Source organism: Sphingobacterium sp. SGG-5, assembly GCF_011043525.1.
Lineage (GTDB): Bacteria > Bacteroidota > Bacteroidia > Sphingobacteriales > Sphingobacteriaceae > Sphingobacterium.
Genome location: NZ_JAAKGO010000006.1, coordinates 135,743 through 150,553 on the forward strand (window position 1 = coordinate 135,743; position 14,811 = coordinate 150,553).

The window sequence follows — 14,811 nt, forward strand, 5'->3', positions numbered from 1 at the left end:
GAACAATATTTATTTCTCTGTGTTAATGAGATAAACGTCTATCGCTGAACAGCCTATGTGTGTTATTGTTTTGTGATAAATTCAGATATAGACGCTTTTGGAACTGAATTGTGATATTTCTTTAACACATTAACTAACTAATTACCAATGAGAAATAATTTACTGTTCTCTGTTGCATTAGGTGTAATGATTACCTGGCCTGCTTCTGTGGTGCAGGCAAAAGATAATCTGATTAAATCTAGTCCAACATCCACCTTTACGGTGGACAAAGCAATCCAGCAGGCCGTACAAGGTACGGTTTCGGATGCGAATGGCCCTCTTGTCGGGGCGACTGTTTCTGTCGTTGGAACGAATACCGTAGTGGCAACCGATGCTAACGGTCGGTTTTCTATCCAGGCTGCGGTGGGGGCTACGCTTCGGTTTTCAAGCGTAGGTTATCAATCCAAAGACCTTCCTGCGTCCTCTTTGGACATGAATGTGGTGCTTGAAACCGACGACAATACCTTGGAACAGGTCGTTGTCGTAGGATATGGAACGCAAAAGAAGGCACATTTGACGGGGGCAGTGTCGTCCGTAAACGCGGATGAGGTTTTCGGAAATAGGCCGATTGCCGATGCTGCCCGAGGGTTGCAAGGTGCAGTACCGGGGTTGAATATCCGTGTTCCGAGTGGTGAGGTCGGTTCGGATCCGTTGTTGCGCATTCGTGGGCAAGTGGGTTCGGTACAAGGAGGGAGTGCTCCGCTGATCTTAGTTGATAATGTAGAAGTGCCCAGCCTGCAATATGTCAACTCGCACGACATAGAGTCGGTGACGGTACTGAAAGACGCTGCTTCGGCGTCTATTTATGGAGCCAAGGCGGCGTTTGGTGTCGTGCTGATCACGACAAAGAAAGGCGCAAAGACTGAAAGTGATGAGTTTACATATTCCAACAATTTTATCGTCCAGTCACCCTTCAAAAAAATTGAAATAGCAGGAATAGAAGGGTTGGAGTACACGTTAGATGCGCATGAGAATATGAAACAGGCCGGACCAGCTGGCGGATTTTGGCGTATAGACCGGACGAGTCTGGAGCGGGCAAAAGAATGGCAACGGCTATATGGCAATACAGTGGGGCCTGGTGATCCGGTGTTGTATAACCGGGACTGGTATTGGGATGGTACCCAAAAATTTGGTGTGCGTATTTATGATCCGGTCGCGGTCATGGTTAAAGAACATCCACTTTCGCATATGCATAACCTGAGTCTTAACGGGAGACGTGGCAACACGACCTATAACATGGGAGTGGGGTATCTTGGCCAACAAGGTATGATGAAGGCTGCTCGCCACGATGATTTCATGCGGTTAAACCCTTCTATACGCTTGTCGAGTAAGATCAATGACTTTCTGACGGTGCGCGGTGGAGTGATGTACTCCGAAGGGAAGAAACGCTATCCTACGTCGTTAAATATTTCGGCTTTCGCAGCGGATCCTTGGCTGTATCTATACCGGTGGAGCAGGTTGTTCCCGATCGGAGTGCAGGAAAATGGAGAAGATATCATAGATCCGGCTTTTTCTGCCCAAGCTTCGCCTGATGCGGTCAAACTGGACCGATTTACCAATCTGAATATCGGTACTACGGTAGATTTTACATCGGACTGGGACCTTCAGGTTGATTACTCCTACAATGCAGAAAATAGGCTGAATACTTCGGCAGTACCCTATGTACAAGCCAAGTCAACATGGTATAGTGTCAATATGCGTAAGGATGCCAATGGTAACCCCATCTTTGTGGATGAAAACGGACAGATAACAGATGAAGGTGGTGTGCCTGCCTATGAGTTTCCTTTGGCCGATCATACACTCAAAGAAAACACCTATGTGTCCAGAAGTTCGTGGCAAGCCAAACGACACACCTTTAACGCGTTTTCGACGTACAATCTCAGGTTAGATGATGCTCACGATTTCAAGTTTATGTTGGGTACCAATATCGTCGCCTATGAATATATTAGCCAAAGCGCATTGCAAAGAGAGTTTTTGACAAACCCTGATAATCCCCAATTTGATTTTGCGACAGGAGAGAGAGTTGTGGGCGGCGATAATTATTGGGAATCGCAAGCCGGGTTTTTCGGACGTTTCAACTACGCTTTTCAAGATAAATATTTGCTGGAAGCCAATCTGCGCTACGACGGGTCATCGATGTTTCCGGATCATCTCAAGTGGAGATGGTTTCCTTCCGTCTCGGCAGGATGGGTCATTTCCAACGAAAATTTCATGCAGGCGCTCAACCCTGTGTTGAGTTTTGCCAAGTTTCGGGCATCCTGGGGAACAATTGGTGACCAGACAGTGCCGAATGGTCTATATATCCCGCTGATGGATTTTGTGGAGAATTCGTGGATTGGAGGATCTGGTGCGAAGTTTTATCAGTTAGGTACACCTGGGGCTATACAGGCCGATATCGCCTGGCAAGATATCGAACACTTGAATGTCGGTGGGGATTTTCGTTTCTGGAATAATAAAGTTGGCCTTACCGCGGAATGGTTTCAGCGATCTACAAAGAATATGTTGATTGCAGGAGAAGCTATGCCTGCAACTTTCGGAACGTCTGCTCCTATTGGTAATTTTGGGAATCTGCGGACCCGAGGATGGGAGTTGTCCGCTGATTATACGCATAGCTTTGACAATGGCTTACGGTTGACCATCAACGCGAATATTTCGGATGCGGTGACGGTCACTACGAGAGGTGCAGATTGGAATACACCGTGGGAGAATCGTTCCTTGGGAACCACCTTCTCTACTGGACGACGGTACGGGGATGTGTATGGTTTTGTAACAGATCGTCTATACCAGGCGGAGGATTTTGTATATGATACTAATGGCGATTTTATGACGACGACTATCGTACGGGATGGAACAGCCAAGACCGTTAATGTACTGGCGGGAGATAATCCCGTCTATCAAACTTATTTTCAAGACGGTGGTGCGGTGATGATGATTGCTCCTGGAGATGTCAAATTTGTCGATGTTAATGGCGATGGCTTTATTGACGCCGGTGACAATACCAACGGTAATCCCGGAGACCGTGTCGTGATCGGTAATATCACGCCCCGTTATGAATATGGTTTCCGTTTGGGAGCAGATTTCAAAGGCTTTGATCTTTCGGTGTTTTTACAAGGCATTGGTAAACGCAGTATCTGGGGTGCAGGCCAATTGGCTATCCCGGGCTATTCGGCCAAAGAAGGTTCTATGCCTTTAGCTATCGCTCAGGATTACTGGAGACCGGATCGTACTGATGCGTTCTATCCGAGAGCTTGGGAGCTTGGTGGAGCAAATGAAGGGTATGTCATGCGTGCCCAATCCCGTTATATGTTGGATATGTCCTATTTGAAGATCAAAAATATTACGTTCGGGTACAACCTGCCCACAAATGTCTTAGATCGTGTAAAAATGAAAAATGCCCGGGTGTATATATCGTTGGAAAATTTTATCTCATTTGACAATCTGCGAGGTTTGCCAATCGATCCAGAGGCCATTTCCGGATATTCATCCTTGCGAGAAGATAATTATAATCTGGGGCGTACAGGTACCAGTAATCCACCCTTTAAGTCAGCATCGGCTGGGTTGCAAATAAGCTTTTAATATTAATCTGAGAGAATATGAAAACGATATATAACATACTATTAGCTTCTTGGATTGTGGCTTTCAGTAGTTGTGAAAAATTTTTGGACAGGACACCGTTAACGTCAGAAAGCGACGAAACGGCGTGGAACAGCGAGGATAATGTGCGGCTGTATGCCAATAAGTATTATACCGATTTTTTTAGTGGCTACGGCTTGAATTTCGATGCACAAGGTGGCGCACCATTATTGAGTTATAACAACAGTGACGATGTGCTTACGTTAGGTGCTCAGGCCAATATTACGCGAGCTGTTCCAAACAGCGGTATATGGAGTTATACGATGATCCGATCGGTCAATATCCTATTGGATCGGGTTGAAAACAGGATGGACGGTGTCCTTACCGCAGAAGCGAAGGCACATTGGCTGGGTATTGGCCGTTTCTTTCGGGCACTTCGGTATGCAGAGCTGGTGTTGCAATATGGCGATATACCTTATTATGGCGTTGAAGTGCCTTCTACCGATCGGGATGCGTTATATAAACCGCGTGATCCGAGAAATGTCGTGATGGATGCGGTATATGATGATTTGCGATTTGCCCTACAAAATGTCCGGCTGAATGATGGCGCCCAGAATGTCAATCGGTATATCGTGGCGGGATTCATCTCGCGAATAGCGCTTTACGAAGGTACTTGGCAGAAATATTACTACAATAATCCAGATCAGGCGAAGAAATTTCTGGATTTAGCCGTAGAGGCCGGAGGAATGGTTACCTCGAGTAACAAATACGATATTGAGATGGATTATAGGTCTTTATTCACATCGGAAGATCTTTCGGGTAAAAAGGATGTTCTGTTGTTTCGGAAATATGATGCCGGGGTGGGCGTCACACATTCTGTTATATCGGTCAGCAACCTGGTCGAATCCAGAAATGTGGGACCAACCACGGATTTGATTAAGGCCTATATCTGTGCAGATGGAAGGCCGTGGCAGGTGTCGTCTGAACCGGATGCGGACAACTTTGAATTGGAGAACCTGATTAAAACCCGAGATTCCCGTTTTGAGGCCACGTTTTATAGCAAGCCGGAGCCATTGAGCAGGGCTTCGTTAGTGTATGTGACCAAATTTTTACCACGTGAAGGAGAAAGACGGGTGAAAGAAGAAGGATTGGCACCGTTACCTCAACATACGAGCAGTTTTAATGATACCGATTATCCCGTATTGCGGTATGCAGAGGTATTGTTGAATTGGGTTGAGGCGAAGGCTGAAGTTGCTGAATTGGGCGGCGATGCGGTAACGCAATCGGATATCGATGTGAGCATCAATAAAATTCGGAACAGGCCTTTGGCTCCTGAAGCAGCAAGTCGAGGGGCACAGAAAACGGCTCCCTTAGATTTGGGAAATATTGCAGCAGACCCCAATAAAGACGGCGACGTCTCGGAATTGTTGTGGGAAATACGCCGGGAACGACGCATGGAATTTACGTTTGAGTATTCACGTCTGGTCGACATAAGAAGATGGAGCAAGATAGAATACTTAGATACAGAGGCAAACCCTGATTTATTATCCGGAGGGTGGGTCAACTTTCCGGTGGAACTACCGAGCTTTCTAAACGATGATAATGTAGGCGTATTTGCGGTCGTTGATTTAGACGGCAATATTACGGAATATGCAGGAGGAAATAATTCGTCTATGGTGGGCTTTTATCGTAATCTTAACAATGTCGGAAGATTGCCTTTCTTGAATCAAGTCAATCTCAATCCTTATCTGCAGCCTATCGGACTGAACCAGATCAACGAATACAGATTGCAGGGTTATGAGTTGAAGCAGACGGAGGGTTGGTATTAGTAAGGAATGAACTAAAGTGATTTAACATGAAAACGATCAATTATATTTTAAAAAGCTGCGTGTTACTGTTGACGGTAAGCTCAATCGTAGCGTGTAAAGATAAACTGCCAGAAGGCATTGATTCGAGCGATAAATACACGGAACTTAAATCGATCAAACTGCTCAATGCCGGAGAAAACGGTGACTTGGTCTTAGAGGGAGTAATCGATCAGGATAAGAAACTCGTGACTTTTCCACGTATCGATCCCCTGACTGATTTTTCGGCTTTGAAGTTTGAAGCTGTGGTGTCAGATGGCGCCGTATTGGAACAGAATACCTATTCCATTCAATTTGGAGAAGGACAAACCGAGCGCTCTATTGTGTTCAAGGTGGTCAATTCACCCCGAACCGGGGAATATCTCTCCAAGATCGCATTGAAGTTGCCTCCGATAGGTGCTGAATTTTCCACACCTTCGATTTATGATTTTACGAATAATCCTATAGGTAATCCGCTTTATCCAACATATGTGGGGCAGTTAACGAGAAGCGCTGGTTTTGACGGGAAACACGTTTTAGTAGTTAGCCGACAAGGGGGAACGAATCCCCACCTCTTGAAAGTTTCTGATTTGAAACAGGGAATAATCAATAAAATGGATGTCAATACAACAGGAATGGGTGTAGGAACATTCGCTATAGAAACCGGAGCGTTGATTGGGGGAGATATGATCGTGACAAATTTGTCTGGCTCATGGGCTTTTGGACATACATTAAGTATGTATTACTATGAAGACTATGAAACGAACTACAATAAACCGCCAATAAAAACTTCTTTTAATGGGGATGGCGTCACGCAAACCCGTTTTGGTGATAACTTGTCCTATAATCTCGATGAAAACGGAAATGGCAATATTATTTCTATAAATAATCCATCACCCGCCGTGATTCTACGCGTTTCGGTCTCTAATTTTACACAGATAACGGGAGCAAAACTACTACCAATGCCGCAGTATACTACGTTGAACATGTCTTACAACCGAGTGGGCCGTACGGGAGAATATATTATGACTTCTTATGATATAGCGATGCGTGTCATGGACTCCGAGGGATCTATACTTTATACAGATAACGGTACTGTTTTCCCCGCAAATTTATCAGATGCACGAGTTCTTACCTTCAACGGGGCGAGATATCTCTTAGCTTTATCTGTACCGAGAACGGGTTTGTTAAATACAACATTATGTCTATATGATATCACACCAGGCAAAAATGTAGTGGAAGCGTTAGAATTTTTTGCAAAAAAAGACCCGATAGATCGACATCCGATATTTGAGCATTCTTTTGATTATACAGGTAATAGTGGTGGTGCTCAAATTGCTCGGACTGCTTGGAATATAATCAAAGATGATGAGGGCAACGATAGTATATTGCAGATATTTGGCTCTTTGACCGATGCTGGATTCGCTATCGTAGAGTTTCCGAAGAATGTGCAATATGAAGACTAACAATTTATAAACTTAAGATTGGAAATAATGAAAAGATTCATCAATTATCTGATAATATTGTGTTGGGCATCCGTTCTCCTGATCGGATGTAAGGATGATCCTATTCTTGATCCGACCGATCCGGGAGAGGATGAAGAGACTGGACTGATGCTTCCTCAAAAGGAGATGCGTGGTGTTTGGATCGCTACGGTCTACGCGTTAGACTGGCCGCGGACAGCTGATTTTTCGAGTCCGGCATACGATGCAGCGGTGCAAAAGGCCAGCTATACCACGATGCTGGATAATCTCAAAGCGGTGGGTTTTAATACGGTCTTTGTGCAAGTCAGGGGTATGGCGGATGCATTTTATGACTCGCCTTATGAACCCTGGAGTGCAAGTATTACCGGCACGCGTGGACAAGACCCTGGCTACGATGTGTTACAATTTATGATCGACGAGGCGCATGCCAGAGACTTGGAGTTCCACGCCTGGATAAACCCATATCGGATCGCCACGAGAGCCGCGGCGACAACACCCTATCCGGCTCTGCCTTCCACCATTGACCCCGAGTGGGTGGTCGATCACGAGAAGATACAAATATACAATCCAGCGTTGCCCGAAGTTCGACAGCGGCTGGCCGACATCGTGGAGGATCTGATTACTAAATACGATGTAGATGGTCTCCATATGGACGATTATTTTTATCCGGATCCGACTTCATCAGGAACATTGCAATCTGACGACGAGGAGTTCGAACAATATAAAGGCAGCTTTACAAGTAAGGGTGATTGGCGGAGGGACAACGTGAGCAAGGCGATCGAGCTCATTCACAATACGATTGTAGAAACAAAACCAGAGGTGGTATTTTCGATATCGCCTGCGGCGAGCTTTACGTATAATTATAATACGCTTTATGCGGATGTGGGTAGATGGACAAAAGAAGGTTGGGTGGATATCCTGATCCCACAGTTGTATCAGGAAATTGGCAACGCATCGAACGACTTTCAGTTTAATCTGGCTTATTGGGCGCAATATGCTTATAGCGCAAAATTAGTCATAGGTCATGCTTTGTATAAGTTTGGTGTATCGGATAATCCTGCTGCTTTTCAGTCGACTCAAGAATTGGTTCGCCAGTTTAACCTGACTAAACAAAATAAAAAAGCTGTTGGAAGCGTCATGTACAGCGCGAGGGATGTATATTACAATAGGATAGGTATTACCGATAAGCTCGAAGAACTCTATAGCCACGAAGCTATTATTCCTTTTGCTGGTCGCAAAATTGCTGCGGAACCGCCGGTGCCTGGCAATGTTAAAATTACCGGAAACGAGCTGAGTTGGACAGCCTCTGGCAGCGGTATACGGTCCGCGGTATATTATTTTGAAGACCTGGAGCAAGAGGGCATGTTGTTGGATGTGGTCACAACAACCTCACTAATGGTGAGTGAACCGGGATATTACGTCGTGACAACGTTAAATGAAGACCATCTGGAAAGTGCCCCAGCTGATCCTGTCGAGAAAAAATAATTTTTAGCCCGGGATTTTTTTAAATCATGGGCTAAAAATTAGATATTTATCCGACAATGAAGTTAAAAATGCTAAAATAGGACGGAATGACGGATGCAATAAATACGACAGAAAAGGAATCAAATTATCAGGACTTAGACAAGATGTCCGTGCATGAGTTACTGACGAATATAAATAAGGAAGATAAAACGGTACCGGATGCTGTTGAAAAAGCTATTCCACAGATCGAGAAGCTGGTCGATGCAATCGCGGAGCGCATGCAAGGCGGCGGCAGGCTTTTCTATATAGGAGCGGGTACAAGTGGACGTTTGGGGATACTCGATGCTTCCGAATGTCCACCGACCTTTGGTGTACCGCCCGATTGGGTGATGGGCTTAATTGCCGGAGGAGACAAAGCCATTCGCAATCCCGTGGAGTTTGCTGAGGATGATGATGAGCAAGCCTGGAAAGATTTAGAAAAGCATGCGGTGAATACAGACGATGTTGTGATTGGAATAGCCGCTTCGGGAACTACACCCTACGTTATCGGCGGCTTGCGGGCTGCCAATGCATATGGCATCGCTACAGGTTGTATTGTTTGCAACAGCGGGTCAGCAGTAGCCAATGAAGCTGTTTATCCCGTGGAAGTTATCGTAGGGCCAGAGTTTGTCACAGGCTCGACGCGGATGAAAGCGGGAACAGCACAAAAATTGGTGTTGAATATGATTAGTACTTCCGTTATGATTCGCTTAGGTCGGGTGAAAGGGAACAAGATGGTGGATATGCAGCTATCGAATCATAAGTTGGTAAGTCGTGGTGTACGGATGATTATGCATGAAACCGGTGTAGATGAAGAAACCGCGACTGCATGGATTAAAGAATTTGGAAGTGTCCGGAAAGCTGTTGATCAATTTCACCAAAATAAGCGTTAATATATGTCCCCTATTGTTTTACTTTCCTTTTTAGTCGTCTATTTCGGTATATTACTCAGTGTAGCCTATTTTACCTCTAGGAAGACCGCCGACAATTCGACTTTCTTTGTAGCCAATCGTAACGCCAAGTGGTATATGGTCGCCTTCGGTATGATCGGTACGGCGCTATCAGGCGTGACTTTTATTTCGGTACCAGGCGATATCGGTAATGCACCAGCGGGATTACAACCCAATAATTTCAGCTACTTTCAGTTTATTTTAGGTAATGCAATCGGGTTTGTCATTATCGCTTACGTCTTGTTGCCGCTTTATTATAGAATGCAGTTGACCTCCATTTATACCTATCTGGAGGAGCGAATGGGACATAAAAGCTACAAATCCGGCGCCATGATCTTTCTGATCTCCAGAACGATAGGATCAGCGTTCAGGCTATACTTAGTCGCTATTGTACTGCAACGCTATATATTCGATGCATGGGACGTACCCTTTATCGTGACGGTTGCGGTGTGCTTACTGTTGATATGGCTATACACCAATCGAGGGGGCTTGAAAACCATTATCATCACGGATACCTTGCAGACGACTTTCCTGGTGTCCGCGGTCATCTTGTCCATTTATTTCATGGCAGATGGCATGGGTTGGAGCGTGGGGGAAGCTTTTGAGCGCGTGAAGGCAAGCTCGTATTCGACAATATTTGTCTGGGAGAATTTGCTGGGCGACACCCGGCATGTGCTAAAGCATGTTATCGGAGGAATATTTGTCACTATTGCCATGACGGGTCTGGATCAGGATCTGATGCAGAAAAACTTAAGCATGAAAACGATTGGAGAGGCGCAGAAAAACATGATGACGTTTACCGGTGTTTTTGTTGTCATTAACATCTTCTTTCTGTGTGTAGGTGCCTTGCTGTATTTTTATGCCGAAGCCAATGGAATACAAATAGCAGATCTGGGTAAATCCGATTACCTCTATCCCGAAATAGCGTTAAACTACCTCGGCATCGTCCCGGGAATGGTATTTATGATGGGGTTGACGGCAGCGACTTTCGCAACGACCGACTCGGCACTTACGGCGTTAACGACATCCTATTGTGTCGATTTTCTGAATTTCAATAAGAAAGCGAATCCAAACGATCCCCGTCTGGTTCGGCAGCGAAATGTGGTACATTTTGCATTTTCTATAGTCATGTTACTCGTTATACTCTTATTTCATGTCATCAACGATGAATCCGTTGTAAGCGCAATCTTTAAGGTAGCAGGTTATACTTATGGTCCTCTTTTGGGATTATTTTCATTCGGCATACTGACCCGATATAAGGTAAACGATGCGGCTGTACCTTATATATGTATTCTCTCGCCACTTCTTATTTATTTGCTGGCGCTGTATGTCTTACCTTATACGAATTATAAAATCGGGTTTGAATTGATTGTATACAACGGTCTTCTTACCTTCTTATTGTTGGGAATAACTTCTCGCGGCAAGAAAATAGATGGTTTTACGCAACAGCATGGCAATAAAGTCTAATTTATCCTGTATTTTTGCCAGATATTGCTATATATACATGCGTAGTTTGATGAGAGGTTTATTTGGTTGGTGTATCCTTATGTTAATAGGGCTTTATAGCTATGGACAGGTGGACGATGAGTTTAGCAGTGCGTTGGACTCCGCCCGTGCATTAGAAGATAACAAAAAAGATTCGGTTGTTTTTTCAGCTAAATACGTCCGCTATGCGACATTGGATATGTTGAAACATGCCAGCTACACGCAACAGATCGACACTTCCCATCGTAATTTCCAATATTATAATAAACAGAACCTTCCGTGGAATCCGAGTATACATTTGGGCTCATACGGTTTGGCGACCCGGGATTTACTTTTTACACCCGATAAATCTATCGGTTTTCAGCCGGGCTTTCATGCGCTGGAAAGGTATTTGATTTTGCCCGATTCAGTGCGCTATTATCGTGCTCGGGCACGTTATTCGGAGCTGTATGCCGTAGGCTTCTTTTTCGACGATCAGGTTTTTCGTGCGCGCTTGGCGCAGAATATCAATCCGCAATGGAATATCGCCGCAGAATACCATGCCGCCAATACGGATGGGTTTTATTACAATCAGGCTTATTCCGATCGGAAAGGGAGTGTTTCCACATGGTACGAGTCAAAAAGCCGACGTTATAACCTATTGATGAATGCCACTTTCAATAAAGTGGATGCTTCGGAAAACGGTTCGGTTACAAACGATACTACAAGTATATTTGAAGGAGAGATACAATCTCCTTTTTCCATCCAGACCAAATTGCGGGGACAACAACAGAATAGACCATTTAATAAATGGCTGGATAATGGGGTGTTTTTACGCCAATCGTTCTACCTCGGACGATTAGATACCGTGCATGCCGGTAAGCCGGAGATGGAAATCCATCCGACCAATGCCTTTGCACACAATACCTCGATCCGGCAGCGTAAATATATCTTCTTTAAAAATGAAGAAGACCTGTATAGTGCCTTTCCGTTTGGTGACGCTGTGGAAGTACATGATACCACCAAGGTCACCAATATCTCCAATGAGTTTACCTATACTTTCTACCTGCGTAATAAATCACTAAAAAATGAAGCGAAGGTCAATGTTGGTTTTCAAAATGATCTGATCTGGTATGCGGATAATCTGACGCGTGATTTTTTTCAGAACAATGCTGTTAAAGGGGATATCCGGTATCAGTTTAGCGACAAAGTCGACGTAGCGGTGAGTGGCCATCAGATCGTTGTCGGCGAAAATTTTGGCGATTACCTCTACGAGGCGACGGCTGATGTGGGTATGGGACAGAAAATCGGCAAGGTCACCTTGGGAGCTTATACTCAAAATAAGTCGCCCGAGATGGTGTTTACGCGTATGAATTACACCTATCATCAGTGGTTACGTAATGATTTGAACAAGACCAAAACACAAAACCTGTCTTTCCGTTACAAGAACGATAAACTCGGGTTTTCCGGGAAGGCTGAGTATTTTCTGATCAATAATTATTTGTACTTCCGGGAGGTAGACAACCCGAACGATAATGAACGTCTGGATCGGCTTATTGAACCGGCACAATCTGGTAATTTGAATCTGCTGAAAGTTACGGTTGGGCAGAATTTCAAATTTGGCAATTTTCACCTGGATAACCTCGTGGTATATCAAAAGTCTGATCAGATGGATATCCTATCAACGCCCGAACTGTATACGTGGCATAGCTTCTATTATCAGGATATTTGGTTTGATAAGGTCTTGGACTTTGCAATTGGACTGGATGGGAAGTTCAATACGCCATTTAAGGCGCCGACGTATGCAATTAATGCTGGTCAGTTTTATAACAGCAATGTCGATATCGAATTTTCTACCTATCCTGTTCTGGATGCTTGGTTCACGACGAACATCAAACGTGTAAATTTATTCATCAGCTATAATTTTCTCAATCAGAACTTCTATCCACGGGGCTATTATACCGTCAGGCGATATCCAATGAACCCGGCAAATTTTCGATTTGGTGTGTCATGGAAGTTCTACGATTAGATGTGGGTGTTAATCAAGAAAATGTATTTATTTTTTTGAAAACCGAAATTAAGATATATATTTGCACACGCAAAAAGAAGAAGAAAAACCTTTTTGCAAACGCTCTTAAATAGAAGATATGGAGAATTAGCTCAGCTGGTTCAGAGCACCTGCCTTACAAGCAGGGGGTCACTGGTTCGAACCCAGTATTCTCCACCAAAAATTCCCAAGGGAGATTAGCTCAGCTGGTTCAGAGCACCTGCCTTACAAGCAGGGGGTCACTGGTTCGAACCCAGTATCTCCCACCATTCAAAAGTCCCGTTTTTCTCATTGAAAACGGGGCTTTTTCATTAACGCAAGATCGTAAGCGACGTTCAGATTAACTAAAATAGCCCCGTAATACTTGCTTTTTTCTTTTAAGTTCCTATCTTTAGGGTAAACAACACGCTAAAATTATGGAAGAAAACAACTATGTACAGCCGGTGGGAGGCGCACCAGAAGAACCGATGTTGGTTATTGATCAGGAAATCCGCTTGTTTTTAACGGAGACCGTCAAATGGGGGAAATTCCTGGCTATCTTAGGTTTTATTGCGGCGGCTTTTCTTGGCCTACTCGGTATCGGTTTTATGTTTTTTGGTTCGGCCTTTAAGAGCCAATTGCCGGAAGAGTTTGCTTTCGGAGGCCTGATCGGCTTTATTTATTTGCTCTTCGGTGTATTATATTATTTCCCATCGAAGTATCTATACGATTTTTCCATTTATACGCGTCAGGCTTTATCTATCCATGATCAGGAGTCACTGGTGTATGCTTTTTCCAGATTGAAATCCTTTTATAAATTTTGGGGTATTTTGACCTTGCTTATGATCATCTTTTATATTGTAGCGATTGTCGTTGGCATCATTGCCGGTATCGCTGGTATCATGGCATAACCGGCGCATCCGGAGACTAAACGATCTCTTCGGCAAAATTATATTTGATTTCTTCTAAAACGTCGACAATCTCCTCAATAGATTGCAATTCTACCAATTTCATGCGGTATTCCTTGAAATTGGGAATACCTTTAAAATAATTGGCATAATGCCTACGCATCTCGAATATACCTGTGCGATGGCCTTTCCACTCTACCGATTTGGTCAAGTGCGTGTGACATACATCAACCCGTTCGGCAATGCTGGGGCCTTCTAACCGTTCACCTGTTTGGAAAAAATGCTTGATTTCCCGGAACACCCAAGGGTAGCCAATAGAAGCACGGCCTATCATGATACCGTCTACCTCGTACTCCTGGCGCCATGCAGCAGCTTTCTCTACTGAATCCACATCACCATTACCAAAAATAGGGATCTTTATGCGGGGATTGCGTTTCACATCGCGGATCATGGTCCAATCCGCCTGTCCCTTGTACATCTGGGAGCGTGTGCGCCCATGAATAGCTAAGGCCTTAATTCCGATATCCTGTAACCGTTCGGCTACTTCATACACGTTTTTTGTGCTATCGTCCCACCCCAGTCGGGTTTTTACCGTAACCGGGAGGTGCGTTGCTTCCACGACAGCTTTGGTCATGGCGACCATTTTGTCGATATCCTGAAGCAAGCTTGCTCCTGCACCCCTACAGGCAACGTTTTTGACCGGACATCCATAATTGATATCAATCAAGTCTGGGTTTGCCTGTGTACAGATCTCTGCCGACTGTCGCATGTGTTCAATATCGGATCCGAAGATCTGGATACCGATGGGTCTTTCGTATTCAAACACGTCTAATTTCTGACGAGATTTTGCTGCATCCCGGATTAATCCTTCTGACGAGATAAACTCGGTATACATCATATCTACTCCGTTTTGCTTACACACGTATCGAAACGGAGGGTCACTCACATCTTCCATAGGAGCAAGTAAAAGTGGAAATTCACCTAAATCAATATTTTCACCAATCTTTACCGACATGGTGC

General features: G+C 44.5%; 9 protein-coding genes and 2 tRNA genes. 10 read left to right on the plus strand and 1 reads right to left on the minus strand.

The features are described 5' to 3' along the window. The first annotated feature begins 147 nt into the window (after positions 1-147). From G5B30_RS10935 to G5B30_RS10980, 10 genes are all read left to right on the plus strand, one after another. Complete coding sequence (locus tag G5B30_RS10935) at positions 148-3,615, plus strand: SusC/RagA family TonB-linked outer membrane protein (RefSeq protein WP_165320036.1); 3,468 nt, start codon at positions 148-150, stop codon at positions 3,613-3,615. 17 nt (positions 3,616-3,632) lie between these two features. Then, entirely contained in the window at positions 3,633-5,441 is a 1,809-nt protein-coding gene (locus tag G5B30_RS10940; RefSeq protein WP_165320037.1) for a RagB/SusD family nutrient uptake outer membrane protein, read from the plus strand. 26 nt (positions 5,442-5,467) lie between these two features. Then, a complete protein-coding gene (locus G5B30_RS10945; RefSeq protein WP_165320038.1) occupies positions 5,468-6,922 on the plus strand; it encodes a DUF4623 domain-containing protein in 1,455 nt (484 codons plus the stop codon). A 27-nt stretch (positions 6,923-6,949) separates the two neighbouring features. Beyond that, complete coding sequence (locus tag G5B30_RS10950) at positions 6,950-8,425, plus strand: glycoside hydrolase family 10 protein (RefSeq protein ID WP_165320039.1); 1,476 nt, start codon at positions 6,950-6,952, stop codon at positions 8,423-8,425. 86 nt (positions 8,426-8,511) lie between these two features. Then, positions 8,512-9,336 carry an N-acetylmuramic acid 6-phosphate etherase gene (murQ, locus tag G5B30_RS10955; protein ID WP_165320040.1) on the plus strand — a complete coding sequence of 275 codons (825 nt, stop codon included), beginning with the start codon at positions 8,512-8,514 and terminating at the stop codon, positions 9,334-9,336. Positions 9,337-9,339: 3 nt separating this feature from the next. After that, positions 9,340-10,860, plus strand: coding sequence for a sodium:solute symporter (locus tag G5B30_RS10960; RefSeq protein ID WP_165320041.1), 1,521 nt, complete (start codon positions 9,340-9,342; stop codon positions 10,858-10,860). 49 nt (positions 10,861-10,909) lie between these two features. Next, entirely contained in the window at positions 10,910-12,886 is a 1,977-nt protein-coding gene (locus G5B30_RS10965) for a putative porin (protein WP_240903185.1), read from the plus strand. 120 nt (positions 12,887-13,006) lie between these two features. Beyond that, a tRNA-Val gene (locus tag G5B30_RS10970) sits at positions 13,007-13,084 on the plus strand. An 11-nt stretch (positions 13,085-13,095) separates the two neighbouring features. Then, positions 13,096-13,173: transfer RNA gene (locus G5B30_RS10975), tRNA-Val, on the plus strand. Between the two features lie 147 nt (positions 13,174-13,320). Then, the gene (locus tag G5B30_RS10980; RefSeq protein WP_165320043.1) at positions 13,321-13,794 is read left to right on the plus strand and encodes a hypothetical protein; all 474 of its coding nucleotides are present in this window, start codon (positions 13,321-13,323) and stop codon (positions 13,792-13,794) included. Positions 13,795-13,810: 16 nt separating this feature from the next. Here the strand turns inward: G5B30_RS10980 and dusB are convergent, their stop codons facing one another. Continuing rightward, on the minus strand, positions 13,811-14,806 hold the full coding sequence (dusB, locus tag G5B30_RS10985; protein ID WP_165320044.1) for a tRNA dihydrouridine synthase DusB: 996 nt from the start codon (positions 14,804-14,806) through the stop codon (positions 13,811-13,813). Positions 14,807-14,811 lie beyond the last annotated feature (5 nt).

What these genes read in the sequence shown, in the direction of transcription:
- G5B30_RS10945 (WP_165320038.1), top strand. Translation starts at nt 5,468, where the DNA reads ATGAAAACGATCAATTATATTTTAAAAAGCTGCGTGTTACTGTTGACG.
- G5B30_RS10960 (WP_165320041.1), top strand. Translation starts at nt 9,340, where the DNA reads ATGTCCCCTATTGTTTTACTTTCCTTTTTAGTCGTCTATTTCGGTATA.
- G5B30_RS10965 (WP_240903185.1), top strand. Translation starts at nt 10,910, where the DNA reads ATGAGAGGTTTATTTGGTTGGTGTATCCTTATGTTAATAGGGCTTTAT.
- G5B30_RS10950 (WP_165320039.1), top strand. Translation starts at nt 6,950, where the DNA reads ATGAAAAGATTCATCAATTATCTGATAATATTGTGTTGGGCATCCGTT.
- G5B30_RS10940 (WP_165320037.1), top strand. Translation starts at nt 3,633, where the DNA reads ATGAAAACGATATATAACATACTATTAGCTTCTTGGATTGTGGCTTTC.
- murQ (WP_165320040.1), top strand. Translation starts at nt 8,512, where the DNA reads ATGACGGATGCAATAAATACGACAGAAAAGGAATCAAATTATCAGGAC.
- dusB (WP_165320044.1), bottom strand. Translation starts at nt 14,806, where the DNA reads ATGTCGGTAAAGATTGGTGAAAATATTGATTTAGGTGAATTTCCACTT.
- G5B30_RS10935 (WP_165320036.1), top strand. Translation starts at nt 148, where the DNA reads ATGAGAAATAATTTACTGTTCTCTGTTGCATTAGGTGTAATGATTACC.
- G5B30_RS10980 (WP_165320043.1), top strand. Translation starts at nt 13,321, where the DNA reads ATGGAAGAAAACAACTATGTACAGCCGGTGGGAGGCGCACCAGAAGAA.